10 protein-coding genes are annotated in these 13,260 nt (G+C 65.6%); 6 read left to right on the top strand and 4 right to left on the bottom strand.

All coding sequences use genetic code 11. The features are described 5' to 3' along the window. Positions 1 to 171: 171 nt before the first annotated feature. A complete protein-coding gene (locus tag E3T41_RS12095) occupies positions 172 to 888 on the bottom strand; it encodes a pyrimidine reductase family protein (protein WP_092451070.1) in 717 nt (238 codons plus the stop codon). Then, positions 888 to 1,802, bottom strand: a complete 915-nt coding sequence (gene folP / locus E3T41_RS12090) for a dihydropteroate synthase (protein WP_092451072.1) — start codon at positions 1,800 to 1,802, stop codon at positions 888 to 890. The genes E3T41_RS12095 and folP overlap by 1 nt, the downstream gene beginning before the upstream one ends. A gap of 143 nt (positions 1,803 to 1,945) precedes the next feature. Here folP and E3T41_RS12085 point away from each other — a divergent pair, with 143 nt between their 5' ends. The 6 genes from E3T41_RS12085 (at position 1,946) to E3T41_RS12060 (ending at position 10,249) form a co-directional block, all read left to right on the top strand. Beyond that, on the top strand, positions 1,946 to 2,638 hold the full coding sequence (locus E3T41_RS12085) for a response regulator transcription factor (RefSeq protein ID WP_092112483.1): 693 nt from the start codon (positions 1,946 to 1,948) through the stop codon (positions 2,636 to 2,638). A gap of 48 nt (positions 2,639 to 2,686) precedes the next feature. Continuing rightward, positions 2,687 to 4,414 (top strand): HAMP domain-containing sensor histidine kinase, encoded by a 1,728-nt coding sequence (locus E3T41_RS12080; protein WP_104132041.1) that lies wholly within the window; start codon positions 2,687 to 2,689, stop codon positions 4,412 to 4,414. Between the two features lie 130 nt (positions 4,415 to 4,544). Then, positions 4,545 to 4,835: a WXG100 family type VII secretion target gene (locus tag E3T41_RS12075; protein WP_092451076.1), complete on the top strand. Its 291-nt coding sequence runs from the start codon at positions 4,545 to 4,547 to the stop codon at positions 4,833 to 4,835. A 205-nt stretch (positions 4,836 to 5,040) separates the two neighbouring features. Continuing rightward, positions 5,041 to 7,176, top strand: coding sequence for a choline BCCT transporter BetT (betT, locus tag E3T41_RS12070; protein WP_092451078.1), 2,136 nt, complete (start codon positions 5,041 to 5,043; stop codon positions 7,174 to 7,176). Further along, positions 7,173 to 8,669 (top strand): aldehyde dehydrogenase family protein, encoded by a 1,497-nt coding sequence (locus E3T41_RS12065; RefSeq protein ID WP_134478769.1) that lies wholly within the window; start codon positions 7,173 to 7,175, stop codon positions 8,667 to 8,669. Before betT ends, E3T41_RS12065 begins: the two co-directional genes overlap by 4 nt. Before the next feature lie 8 nt (positions 8,670 to 8,677). Then, positions 8,678 to 10,249 carry a GMC family oxidoreductase gene (locus tag E3T41_RS12060; RefSeq protein ID WP_092451082.1) on the top strand — a complete coding sequence of 524 codons (1,572 nt, stop codon included), beginning with the start codon at positions 8,678 to 8,680 and terminating at the stop codon, positions 10,247 to 10,249. A 137-nt stretch (positions 10,250 to 10,386) separates the two neighbouring features. Here the strand turns inward: E3T41_RS12060 and groL are convergent, their stop codons facing one another. Both groL and E3T41_RS12050 read right to left on the bottom strand, forming a co-directional pair. After that, positions 10,387 to 12,015, bottom strand: coding sequence for a chaperonin GroEL (gene groL, locus E3T41_RS12055; protein WP_092451084.1), 1,629 nt, complete (start codon positions 12,013 to 12,015; stop codon positions 10,387 to 10,389). 140 nt (positions 12,016 to 12,155) lie between these two features. After that, positions 12,156 to 13,205 carry a DUF3048 domain-containing protein gene (locus E3T41_RS12050; protein ID WP_104132044.1) on the bottom strand — a complete coding sequence of 350 codons (1,050 nt, stop codon included), beginning with the start codon at positions 13,203 to 13,205 and terminating at the stop codon, positions 12,156 to 12,158. Positions 13,206 to 13,260 lie beyond the last annotated feature (55 nt).

Raw genomic sequence — 13,260 nt, 5'->3', positions numbered from 1 at the left:
GCCCAGGCGGATGCAGACGCCGGGATCAGCGCATAATCCCGCCTAGCGCCACGGCCACCGACCCGTGAGTTTGCAGAGTCGACCCGTGAGTTTCGCTCGCCGAGCCGTGAGTTTCGCGGCGTTGAAACGATTAATTCGCCCAACACTCACGGCTCAGCAACGAGCGCGCGCTCAGGATCGGGCGTAGCGCAGAAAGAGCATGTCGCCGGCGCGCAGCACGTGCAGCAACTCCATAGCGCGGGTCACAGCACTAGCGCCAACGGCGATACGCCCAGCAGAGCCCCCCACCAGCACCGGGCTAAAACTCAGGCACAACTCGTCGACACAGTCCGCCGCGAGCAGGTCGCCGAACAGGTGCGGCCCCCCCTCGCACAGGATCTGCGGCAATCCGCGTGCGGCGAGCGCCGCCACCACGCGGTGCGGCTCGACTTCTTCGTCGCCGCACACGATCACGTCGGCCACCGCGGCGAGCGCGGCCCGCCGGTCTGACGGGGCGGCGGCGTGGGTCAGCACGATGGGGCGGGTCACGGCTTCCGTGAAAAGCGGATGCCGCGGGTCGAGATCCAGACGCCCCGACACCACGGCTAGCGGAGGCTGGGCGGCCAGACCCGCCTGCGTGCGCCAGGCCGCGTCATCCGCTGATAAACGAATGCCACCGTAGCCCTCGGCCCGAACGGTGCCGGCCCCGATGAGGATCACGTCGGTCAGTAGCCGCAGGGTGTCGAACACGAGTTTGTCGTCGGCGTTGTTCAGGCCACCGCTCAGGCCGTCGATGGTTGCGGCGCCGTCGAGGCTCGCGATGAAGTTGACGCGCGTCCGCGGCGCCCCGCGGTCGGCCACCCGGTAGTGCTCGATAAGTTCCGCCCGCGGCGGCAGCTCGGCGCGCATCAGGCGAGGTTGTGACGCTCGTAGGCGGGCTGCCGAAGCCCGAGGATGGCCTCGGTCATGCGCACGGCATCGACCGCCGCGCGCACGTTGTGCATGCGCACGATCCGCGCCCCCTGCAGAATACAGACCGTCATGGCGGCCAGCGACCCGTCGACCCGTTCACCGCGCGGCCGATCGAGGCTCTCCCCGACGAAATCCTTATTGGAGACGGCCACCAGCGTCGGCAGGCCGAGCCCGGTAATCTCGCCGAGCCTCCGGGTGAGTTCGAGCGAGTGCCGCGTGGTCTTGTTGAGGTCATGGCCGGGGTCGATGATGATGCGGTCGGCCCGCATCCCCCGCCCGAGGGCTCGGTCGACGCGGGCGAGCAGAAACGCGCTGATCTCGCCGACAACATCGTCGTACTGCGGCGCCGGATAGGGCATGCGCGGCGCCGCGAGGCTGTGGGTGATCACGAGGGTGGCATCGCTGTCGGCGACGACGTCGGCCATCGCCGGGTCGTGCACGCCGGTGGTGTCGTTGATCACGTGCGCGCCGGCGGCAATGCTCGCGGCGGCCACGGCCGGGTGGAAGGTATCGACCGAGATGACCACGCCGGCGCCGCGCAGCGCCTCGACCACCGGAACGACCCGGTCGATCTCCTCCTCGATCGGCACGATTGGCCCGGGCGCGAACTTGGCGCCACCGATGTCGACCCAGTCTGCCCCGTCGGCAATGGCCTTCTGCGCCGCCAAAACGGATGCGTCGAGCGCGAACGTTGCACCCTGGTCGTAGAACGAGTCCGGCGTGCGATTGACGATGGCCATCACGGCCACCTCGCGATCGAAATCGAAGGTGCGGCCGCCGATCAACCGGCGCGGAGCATCCAGTTGAGGAAGCATCACTCCCGGAGCGGAGTTGATTCTCGTGCGTGTCATAACGGTCCTCACCATTGGAACAAATCGATTGTTCCATTCCATCATGTCGCCAACTCCTGCCGCGGAACGGATCATCGGCCGTCGATCCCCGCACACGGACTTACTCTCAGTAAAGCTTCAGCTAACACGCAGATACTGGGGGCATGACTGACGGCCCCCGCATCCTTATCGTCGATGACGAACCCAATATCCGCGACCTACTCACCACCAGCCTCCGCTTCGCCGGCTTCGCCGTACGCGCAGTGGGCAACGGCGCGCAGGCTATCTCCGCCGTGCTCGAGGAGGAACCCGACCTTATCATTCTCGATGTCATGCTGCCCGACATGAACGGTTTCGGTGTCACCAAGCGCCTGCGTTCGGCCGGCTACACGGCCCCGATTCTGTTCCTGACGGCCAAGGACGACACCGAAGACAAGATCACCGGCCTCACCGTCGGCGGCGACGACTACGTGACCAAGCCGTTCAGCCTCGACGAGATCGTCGCCCGGATCAAGGCCATCCTGCGTCGCACCATGCACGCCGATGAAGATGCCGTCATTCGAGCCGGTGAACTCACCATGGATCAGGACACCCACGAGGTTCTCGTCGGCACCGAGGCCATCGAACTGAGCCCGACCGAGTTCAAGCTGCTGCGCTACCTCATGCTCAACCCCAACCGGGTGCTGTCGAAGGCGCAGATCCTCGATCACGTCTGGGAATACGACTTCAACGGTGACGCCGGAATCGTGGAGAGCTACATCTCCTACCTGCGCCGCAAGGTCGACGTGCACTCGAGCGAACCGCTCATTCAGACCAAGCGTGGCTTCGGCTACATGCTCAAGGCCGCCAAGGCGTAGTCACGGCGTTCGTTATCCACAGCGAGCTTTCGTAGACTAAATCCCCTTATGCACGAAACCCTGTCCAGGCGGTGGAGCAGCATCTCCCTCCGTTCCAAGATCACCGGTGTCACGGTGTTGATGCTCACGCTCGGCCTGCTCGTTTCCGGCATCGGCACAATGGCCATGCTCAAGCAGTATGTGGTGACCCAGGTCGACACCCAGCTGCAGGTCGACACGCAGACCGCGCTCAGCGGTTACTCGTCGAGCGTGTTCTCGCAGGGTGATACCGAGGGCGTCGCCTCGGACTATTTCGTGGCCCTGTACGACCAAGACGGCGCGCTGATCACCCGCACCTGGCAGGAACGCGACCACGCCGAGCTGCCGGTTGTCGGCATGCCGCTCGACCTGAAACGGGTCTCGCAGCTTGACGGACAGATTCAAACTCTGTGGGACGCCGCCCACGACACCGAGTTTCACGCGATCATGGTTCCCGTGGTGATCAGCCCCACCGGTACCTACGGCACCCTCGTCATGGCCGTGTCGCTGCGGCCCACCGAGAACACCATGGCCACCTACCTCACGATCTTTCTGGGCTTCGGCGCCGGGGTCGTGCTGATCGGCGCCATGCTCACCCGCGTGCTCGTCACCACAACATTCGTGCCGTTGCGCGAGGCGGAGCAGACCGCCGCGGCGATCGCCGACGGTGACTTCAGCCAGCGTCTCGGCGGCGCAACGCCGAACACCGAGGTCGGTCGTCTCAACCGCTCGCTCAACATCATGCTCAGCCGCATCGACCGGGCCTTCAAAGACCGCGCCCGCACCATTGACCAGATGCGCCGCTTCGTCGGCGACGCCAGCCACGAACTGCGCACCCCCCTGGTTTCGGTGCGCGGCTACGCCGAGCTGTACCGCATGGGTGCCCTGCAGACCCCCGAAGATGTCGCCCAAGCCATGGAACGCATCGAAAAAGAGGCCATTCGTATGGGCGGTCTGGTCGAGGATCTGCTCGAACTCGCCCGCCTCGACGAGACCAAGCCGCTCGCGCTCACCCCGGTCGACCTCGTTCCGCTGGCCCGCGACGCCGCCCTCGATACCATGGCCAGCTCACCGGGCCGCCAGGTGACGGTGGTGATTCCCCCGCCCGTGCTTGTGTCACTCGAGGCTGACGCCGATCTGGACCACCACTTCGGTGACTCCGGCGAGATCGACAACGATGGAACGGAGAGCGTCACCACCGGCACGATTACCCGGCCGTCCGGAACGGGCACTCCGACCGGTGCCATTGCCTTCGCCGGCGCCACCCTGGCCCGGCTGCGCACCCGCAAACCGCGCCGCACAACCGCTGTGCTGCCCGATGCCGGCCTGACTGTGTTGCCCGTCGTGCCCCAGCTGCCGCCCGTGGTGATGGCCGAAGAGAACAAGATTCGCCAGGTCATCACCAACCTGATGGGCAATGCGATGCGGTTCACCGCCTCAGACAGCCCGATCGAACTCGAGGTCGCAGTCGACCCGCGCACCCTGCGGGCATCGATCGCCATCGTCGACCACGGCGAGGGCATCCCGCCGCAGATTCGGGAGAAGATCTTCCAGCGCTTCTGGCGCGCCGACTCCAGCCGCGCCCGCGAAACCGGTGGCAGCGGCCTCGGCCTCGCCATCGTCGCCGCCATCGTCGCCAGCCACAACGGCACCGTCGACGTCGTCGACACCCCCGGCGGCGGCGCCACCTTCCGGGTCTCGCTCCCCCTCGCCGGCACGCCGAGCGCGCCGCTGCACGCCCAGCCCGTCATTCCGTAGCGGCCCTCCTGCACCGGCCGCGGCAGGCGGCATCCATTCACAAATTGACTGCCGGGCAGCGGATTCTGCACGCTCGCCTTCTACGCTCATGGTCACCAACATCCATGTTTGAGTAGCAGGAAGGCACACCATGACGAGCTTTCAGGTCGACAGCGATGCGGTGCAGAGCACCGCCAACACCGCACGCGGCACGATCGGGCGGGTGCAGGCCGATGTGGCCGAGCTCAACGCCCAGCTCACCAGCCTCGAAGGGTTCTGGACCGGCCAGGCGTCTGCCGCGTTCCAGGGGGCTTTCGCCGAGTGGCGCGGCATGCATCAGCAGCTGGAAGAGAGCCTGACCCTGCTCAACCAGGCGCTGAGCCTGGCCGGGCAGCAGTACGCCGAGACCGAGCAAGCCAACACCCGGCTGTTCGCGCGGTAGGCGATTCGTGGCCGGTCGGAGTGTGTTATCTCGCGCGGGATAGCACTACCGCACCCGGCGCATCCCGAAAAAGCCCGGAAAGACGCGGATTTTCGGTTGCTAGACTGACAGACGCGCGTACGCCGCCACCGCGGCCACTCGGACAGCCAGCCCGCGCACACGCGGCCGGCGCCACCCCGACATCACACCAAGCACCAAGGATGAGATGACTCTCTCTGCCCACACTCCCGCCACCGAACCATCGACCGGACCGCCTGGCCTCCCCCCGGAGAACAAAACCCGGGTGAACAAGACGGTCTTCTTCGGTTCAGCCTCCGGCATCATTGCCATCGCCCTCTGGGCGATTCTCGCCCCCAGCAACGCGAGCGACGTCATTGCTGCCGTCGTCGGCTGGGTGTCGGTCAACCTCGGCTGGTATTACTTTCTGATCGTCACTGTCGTGCTGGTCTTCGTCATCGTCGTCGCGCTGTCCCGGGTCGGCAAGACCCGCCTCGGGCCAGACCACTCCAGGCCGCAGTTCAGCCTGTTCACCTGGACCGCCATGCTCTTCGCCGCCGGAATCGGCATCGACCTCATGTTCTTCTCGGTCTCCGAACCGGTCACCCAGTATCTCGTTCCGCCCACCGGTGATGGCAGCTCCGTTGAGGCCGCCCGCCAGGCCATGGTCTGGACCCTGTTCCACTACGGCCTCACCGGCTGGGCCCTCTACGCCCTCATGGGTCTGGCCCTCGGCTACTTCGCTTACCGGCAGAACCTGCCGCTGAGCATCCGTTCGGCGCTGTACCCGATCTTCGGCAAGAAGATCCACGGCCCGATCGGCGACGTGGTCGACATCGCCGCGATCCTCGGCACCATTTTCGGCATCGCCACGAGCCTCGGCATCGGCGTCGCCCAGCTCAACTACGGCCTCACTTTTATGTTCGGAACGCCGGAGACCTTGCTCGTGCAGGGCTCGCTCATCGCCCTGAGTGTGGTCATGGCCACGATCTCCGTCGTCTCCGGGGTCGAGAAGGGCATTCGTCGACTGTCCGAGCTGAACGTTCTGCTGAGCGTCGGCCTCATGCTGTTCATTCTGATTGCCGGCAACACGAGCTTTCTGCTCGACGCCATCGTCCTCAACATCGGTGACACCCTGAGCCGGTTCCCGGCCATGACCCTCGACACCTTCGCCTACGACCGCCCCGATGAATGGCTCAACTGGTGGACCCTGTTCTTCTGGGCCTGGTGGATCGCCTGGGCGCCGTTCGTCGGGCTGTTCCTGGCCCGCATCAGCCGCGGCCGCACCATCCGCGAGTTCGTCGCCGGCACCATGATCGTGCCATTCGCGTTCATCCTGATCTGGATCGCCGTGTTCGGCAACAGCGCCCTCGCTATCGTGATCGGCGGAGATGCCGGCTTCGGCGAGGTCGCCATGAATTCGCCGGAGCGTGCGTTTTACTCGCTGCTGGCCGAGTTCCCGTTCGCCCCGGCCACCGCCGCGATCGCGACCTTCACCGGACTGCTGTTCTATGTCACGAGCGCCGACTCCGGCGCCCTCGTCATGGCCAATTTCACCTCGCATCTCAAGGACTCCGAGTCCGACGGCCCGAAGTGGCTGCGCATCTTCTGGGCGGTGACCACCGGAGTGCTGACCATGGCAATGCTGCTGGTGGGCGGCATCCCGACCCTGCAAAATGCCACGATCATTATGGGGCTGCCCTTCTCCGCGGTGCTGCTGCTCGTCATGCTCGGGCTGTATCGGGCGCTTCGGTTGGAGCAATCGCTCACCGACAGTTACCGGGCCAGCCTGCCCGGCCTGTTGTCTGGCCGCAGCACCGACCCGGCGCGGGCGCGCAACTGGCGTCAGCGGCTGACCCGCGCCATGAGCTACCCTGGCCCACGCCAGGCCGAACGCTTCGTGTCGAGCGTGGCCCTGCCCGCCCTGCAGGAAGTGCGTGACGAGCTCGTGACGCAGGGTGCCGAGGTGACGCTATCGCAGGGCGTGGTCGATGGTCTGCAGATTCCGCACCTCGACCTCAACGTGTCGATGGGCGACGAGCGTGGTTTCAAATACCAGATCTACCCCGTGCAATTCGACACTCCGACCTATGCGGTGCGTTCGGCGAGCGCCAGCGGCAAGTATTACCGCATGGAGGTTTTCTCCCTCGAGGGCAGCCACGGCTACGACCTCATGGGCTACAGCAAGGAGCAGGTCATCACTGACGTGCTCGATCATTACGAAACCCACCTCGACTTTCTGCACCTGAACCGGGCAGAGCCGGGAAACACCGCCCTCGCCGAGGACCAGGTGGCTAAAGACAATTGGGAAGCCGATTTTGAATCGGACGAGGTCAAGCAATGAACACACCGATCGATACCGCGCCGCCGGCCACGCTGTTCATCAGCGGCGCCTGGGTACCAGCGAGCGACGCCGGCACCCGCGAAATCCACTGCCCGGCCGATCAGAGCCTGGTCGGCACGGTCAGCGAGGCGACCACAACGGATGTCCATGCTGCGATCCGCGCGGCCCGCACCGCCTTCGACAGCGGCCTGTGGAGCAGCGTTCCGGCGCCCGAACGTGGTGATTTTCTGCTGCGCGTCGCCGCTGAACTGCGCGTGCGCCGGGCCGAGTTCGCCCGCGCCGAAACGCTCGACACCGGCAAGCGTCTGGTCGAGAGTGAAATCGATATGGACGACATCGCGAACTGCTTCGCCTACTTCGGCAAGATCGCCGGGCAGGACAGCGGACGCATCGTCAATGCCGGCGATGAAAACGTTGTCAGCCGCATCGTGCACGAGCCCGTCGGTGTCTGCGGGCTGATCGCGCCGTGGAACTACCCATTGCTGCAGGCCGCGTGGAAGATCGCCCCGGCCCTCGCCGCCGGTAACAGTTTCGTGCTCAAGCCGAGCGAGCTCACCCCGCACACCAGCATGCTCATGATGGTGCTGCTGGACGACCTCGGCCTGCCGGCCGGCGTCGCCAACCTCGTGCTCGGCGCTGGCGCTGTGGCCGGGGCCCCGCTCTCCAGCCACCCCGACGTCGACCTGGTCTCGTTCACCGGCGGTCTCGAGACCGGCCGGAAGATCGCAGCGGCCGCCGCCGGAACGGTCAAGAAGGTCGCCCTCGAACTCGGCGGCAAGAATCCCAACGTGATCTTCGCCGACGCCGACTTCGACGCCGCCGTGGACAACGCGCTGAACGGCGCGTTCGTGCACTCGGGGCAGGTCTGCTCGGCCGGCGCGCGCATCGTGGTGGAAGCATCCGTTGCCGAGAAGTTCGTCGACGAGCTCGTGCGCCGGGCCAACCAGATCCGTCTCGGCGGACCGTTTGACCCGGAAGCCGAAACCGGGCCGCTGATCAGCGCAGCGCACCGCGACAAAGTCACCGCCTACGTTGCGAAGGGCGTCGCCGAGGGCGCCCGCCTGCGCTGCGGAGGAACCTGGGGCGCAGGCGACCTCGCGCAGGGCTTTTATTACACGCCGACCGTGCTCGACCAGGTTTCAAGCGGCATGTCCGTCGTGATCGACGAGGCTTTCGGTCCGGTCGTGACGATTGAAACCTTCGAGACCGAAGCCGAGGCCGTGCGCATCGCCAACGACACCGTCTACGGCCTGGCCGGAGCGGTCTGGACCCAGGACGCCGGCAAGGCCCAGCGCATGGCCAAGGCCTTGCGGCACGGAACCGTCTGGATCAATGACTTTCACCCCTACCTGCCGCAGGCGGAGTGGGGCGGCTACGGCCAGTCCGGCGTTGGTCGCGAGCTCGGCCCGATGGGCCTCGGCGAGTACCAGGAAACGAAGCACATTTACCAGAACACCGCACCGGCCGTCACCGGCTGGTTCGCCGCACGTTAGGACCACCGATGACCGTACTGACCCAGACCGACTTCGACTACATCGTGATCGGTGGTGGTTCCGCCGGGGCCGCTGTCGCCGCCCGGCTGAGCGAGGATCCTGCCCTTGAGGTGGCCCTCGTGGAGGCCGGTCCCGACGACCGTGGCATCGACGTCATCCTCCAGCTCGACCGCTGGATGGAGCTGCTGGAGAGCGGCTACGACTGGGATTACCCGATCGAGCCGCAGGAGCACGGCAACTCGTTCATGCGCCACGCCCGTGCCAAGGTGCTCGGCGGCTGTTCCAGCCACAACTCCTGCATCGCGTTCTGGGCTCCGGCCGAAGACCTGAACGACTGGGCGTTCAAGCACGGAGCCACCGGCTGGGACGCCGCCACCACCTTCCCGCTGTTCCAGCGTCTGGAAACCAACGAGGACCGGGCCCCGCACCACGGCCAGGACGGCCCCGTGCACCTGATGAACGTGCCGGCCACCGATCCGTGCGGCGTGGCTCTCCTCGACGCCTGCGAGCAGACCGGAATCCCTCGCACAACGTTCAACTCCGGTACAACCGTTGTGAACGGCGCGAATTTCTTCCAGATCAACCGGCAGGCGGACGGAACGCGCGCGTCGTCATCCGTTTCGTATATTCACCCGATTCGGGATCGCGCCAACTTCACTCTGCTCACCGGCATGCGAGCCCGCAAACTCACCTTCGACGGGAACAAGCACTGCACCGGCGTACAGGTCGTCGATGCCAGCTTCGGCAAGACCCACCAGCTCACCGCGCGCGCCGAGGTCATCCTCTCGGCCGGCGCCATCGATTCGCCCAAGCTGCTCCTGCTCTCCGGCGTCGGTCCGGCCGAGCAGCTTGCCTCCTTTGGCATCGAGGTACTCTCGGACTCCCCCGGCGTCGGCGAGAACCTGCAGGACCACCCGGAGGGCGTGATTCAGTGGGAAGCGAAGCAGCCGATGCCCGAGACTTCCACCCAGTGGTGGGAAGCCGGCATCTTCACGACGACCGAGGAGGGCCTCGACCGCCCCGACCTCATGTTCCACTACGGTTCGGTGCCCTTCGACATGCACACCGCCCGTCAGGGTTACCCGACGACGGAGAACGGGTTCTGCCTGACGCCAAACGTCACCCGGGCACGCTCCCGCGGCACGGTCAAGCTGCGCTCGAGCGACTACCGCGACAAGCCCATGGTGGATCCGCGCTACTTCACCGACCCACACGACATGCGCGTCATGGTCGCCGGCATCCGCAAGGCCCGGGAAATCGTGGCCCAGCCGGCCATGGCCGAGTGGGCCGGCGAGGAACTGTATCCGGGCGCCGCTGTGCAAACGGATGCCGAAATCACCTCGTACATCGAAAAGACCCACAACACGGTCTACCACCCGGCCGGGACCCTGCGGATGGGCGCCGTCGACGATGTGCTCGCGCCGCTCGATCCCGAGCTGCGGGTCAAGGGAGTCACCGGCCTGCGCGTCGCCGACGCGTCGGTCATGCCGGTTCTCGTCACCGTAAACCCGAACATCACCACGATGATGATCGGTGAGCGCTGCGCCGACCTGGTGAAAGCGGCCCGCAGCATCCGCTGACCTGCGCCGAGGTGTGAGTCCGGGCCCAATTTTTGCGAATAATGCGGTCAGCCTCACACCTCGGCTACGGAACATGAAAAAAGTGGGCGCCTCCCGAGGGAGACGCCCACTTTTGTGTGGTGCTAGCTGGCGGGGATTTAGAAGTCCATGCCACCCGAGGGGTCGCCGGCCGGAGCCGAGTTCTTCTCGGGCTTGTCGGCAACGACGGCCTCGGTGGTGAGGAACAGTCCGGCAATCGACGCGGCGTTGAGCAGCGCGGAGCGGGTGACCTTCACCGGGTCATTGATGCCGGCAGCGATCATATCGACGTACTCGCCGGTGGCGGCGTTGAGGCCCCATCCGACGGGCAGGTTGCGCACCTTGTCGGCGACAACGCCGGGCTCCATGCCCGCGTTGAGTGCGATCTGCTTGAGCGGAGCGTCGATGGCGACGCGCACGATGTTCGCGCCCGTTGCCTCGTCGCCGACGAGAGCGAGAACTGCTTCGCTCTCGAATGCGGTCTTGCCAGCCTGGATCAGTGCAACGCCACCACCGGCGACGATGCCCTCTTCGACGGCAGCCTTGGCGTTACGCACTGCATCTTCGATGCGGTGCTTGCGCTCCTTGAGCTCAACCTCCGTTGCGGCTCCGGCCTTGATGACAGCAACGCCGCCAGCAAGCTTGGCGAGGCGCTCCTGGAGCTTCTCGCGGTCGTAGTCGCTGTCGGTGTTCTCGATCTCGGCGCGAATCTGCGAAACGCGACCGGCGATGGCTTCGACGTCGCCGGCACCCTCAACGATGGTGGTCTCGTCCTTGGTGATGACGACCTTGCGGGCGTTACCAAGCAGGTCGAGCGTGACGTTCTCGAGCTTGAGGCCGACCTCTTCCGAGATGACCTGTCCACCGGTGAGGATGGCGATGTCCTGCAGCTGAGCCTTGCGACGGTCTCCGAAGCCCGGAGCCTTGACGGCGACGGACTTGAAGATGCCACGGATCTTGTTCACAACGAGCGTGGCCAGGGCCTCGCCGTCGACGTCTTCCGCGATGATGAGGAGCTGCTTGCCGGTCTGGATGACCTTGTCCACGATGGGGAGCAGGTCCTTGATGTTGGAGACCTTGGAGTTGACGATCAGGATGTAGGGGTCTTCGAAGACCGCTTCCTGACGGTCAGGGTCGGTGACGAAGTACGCCGACAGGAAGCCCTTGTCGAAGCGCATGCCCTCGGTGAGCTCGAGTTCGGTGCCGAAGGTGTTCGACTCCTCAACGGTGACAACACCTTCCTTGCCGACCTTGTCGATGGCCTCGGCAATGATCGCGCCGATTTCGGTGTCGCCGGCAGAGATGGAAGCCGTGGCCGCGATCTCTTCCTTGGTTTCGATTTCCTTGGCGCTGGCGATGAGCTCGGCGATGACAGCTGCCGTGGCCTTCTCGATGCCGCGCTTGAGGCTGATCGGGTCGGCGCCGGCTGCGACGTTGCGCAGGCCTTCGCGAACCAGAGCCTGGGCGAGGACGGTTGCGGTGGTCGTTCCGTCGCCGGCTACGTCATCCGTCTTCTTGGCGACCTCTTTGACGAGCTCGGCACCGATCTTCTCGTACGGGTCGTCGAGCTCGATCTCCTTGGCGATGGACACACCGTCGTTGGTGATCGTGGGGGCGCCCCACTTCTTCTCCAGAACGACGTTGCGGCCGCGCGGGCCGAGGGTGACCTTGACGGTGTCGGCGAGAATATTCAGGCCGCGCTCAAGCCCACGACGGGCCTCTTCATTGAATGCAATGATTTTTGCCATATGTGTAACTCGTCCCTCCCGGACGTTCCAAACGATGATGGGGTTAGCACTCGGATGACGAGAGTGCTAGATCGATTCTGGCACTCTGGGGTCGAGAGTGCAAGCGAGCATCCGGAGTGATGCCGGGCTATCTGCAGCTGTCAGGGAACGAGATCGGCCGAGCCGGTGCCGTTGGGCACCAACTGGAACCAGGTATTGCCCGGTGCCAGCCGAATTGTCACTCCGTTGGCGTCGATGAGGCGGATCGGCGACGTCTGGGCGTCCTTGCTCCAGGTGGCCGCGAGGGTCTTGCCGCCGGACGAGATTGACGCTTCACCGGAGGCGATCAACTCGGTCTTGGGGATACTGTCGGAGACGGTTACATCGACCCGCAGTACGACCACGTTGGTGGCCTTGAGCTGGGCCCCCTCGGGGGTCAGGTCGGGCGCGCCATCCTGAGCGCGCAGGTAGGCGGCCGCCTCGGCGTTCCAGGTCCAGCTGCGGGCGCTGGAGTTGGAAAATCTGGTGTTGATCACCGAAATCGGCGTACCGTCCGTGGCAGCGGATGCCGCGGCGAGGGTGGACGCGTAGGCGTACTGCTGGGCGGGCGGGGCGACGGAGGCATTGCGGTTGACGAATTCCGACGCGGCGAGGATCACGTTGTGCGGGGCTGAAGTAGCGGAGGACCGCGAGAACAAGCCGCTCGTGTCGTAGTCGAAGATGGCGCTGATCTGGCCGGTCGCATTCATCGCGTCGACGAATCGCTGCTGGCCGCCGGAGTAGGCGACCAGGCCGCCGAACGGCGCGATAATGTCGGGATCCATCGGCCGAATCGACCGCACCGGTCCGAGCTGATCGGGAATGCTTGACTGCCAGACCGCGACATAGCGGGTGATTCCGCCCTCGACCAGTTCTTCGAACACGACGTCGGTACGGTCAATGGCAACCTGCGGCCGGGCCGCAACGTGGTTGTCAATCTTGGCCGCCAGGGACGGGTGGGCCGACGAGCCGCCTTCGACGCTCAGCCCGGTTAGCGGTGCGATCTCGGTCGCCGCCGGGGCGACATAGTCAGAGGTCCAGGCCGTGCTGGTCGGTGTCGAGGAGGGGGCCGGGGTGCTGCCGCTGCACGCGCTCAGGAGCAGTGCCGGCAGCACGAGGGCGAGCAGCCCCGCTGCCCGAAGCGGTCGAGCGGTGCGGGCCGTATTTTTCATAGTCACCGGTAAACACTAACGCCGCCCGTTGCAGCGGGCGGCGTTAGTGTGAACT

This window comes from Cryobacterium sp. Hh38 (genome assembly GCF_004403235.1).
GTDB classification, from domain to species: Bacteria; Actinomycetota; Actinomycetes; order Actinomycetales; family Microbacteriaceae; genus Cryobacterium; species Cryobacterium levicorallinum.
Note: the sequence above shows the minus strand (reverse complement) of the source record. Positions and strands in the feature narration are given on the sequence as shown.

Bases quoted from the DNA above. Each gene is read 5' to 3' on its own strand.
- E3T41_RS12095 (WP_092451070.1), bottom strand. From the start codon at position 888: ATGCGCGCCGAGCTGCCGCCGCGGGCGGAACTTATCGAGCACTACCGG.
- folP (WP_092451072.1), bottom strand. From the start codon at position 1,802: ATGACACGCACGAGAATCAACTCCGCTCCGGGAGTGATGCTTCCTCAA.
- E3T41_RS12085 (WP_092112483.1), top strand. From the start codon at position 1,946: ATGACTGACGGCCCCCGCATCCTTATCGTCGATGACGAACCCAATATC.
- E3T41_RS12080 (WP_104132041.1), top strand. From the start codon at position 2,687: ATGCACGAAACCCTGTCCAGGCGGTGGAGCAGCATCTCCCTCCGTTCC.
- E3T41_RS12075 (WP_092451076.1), top strand. From the start codon at position 4,545: ATGACGAGCTTTCAGGTCGACAGCGATGCGGTGCAGAGCACCGCCAAC.
- betT (WP_092451078.1), top strand. From the start codon at position 5,041: ATGACTCTCTCTGCCCACACTCCCGCCACCGAACCATCGACCGGACCG.
- E3T41_RS12065 (WP_134478769.1), top strand. From the start codon at position 7,173: ATGAACACACCGATCGATACCGCGCCGCCGGCCACGCTGTTCATCAGC.
- E3T41_RS12060 (WP_092451082.1), top strand. From the start codon at position 8,678: ATGACCGTACTGACCCAGACCGACTTCGACTACATCGTGATCGGTGGT.
- groL (WP_092451084.1), bottom strand. From the start codon at position 12,015: ATGGCAAAAATCATTGCATTCAATGAAGAGGCCCGTCGTGGGCTTGAG.
- E3T41_RS12050 (WP_104132044.1), bottom strand. From the start codon at position 13,205: ATGAAAAATACGGCCCGCACCGCTCGACCGCTTCGGGCAGCGGGGCTG.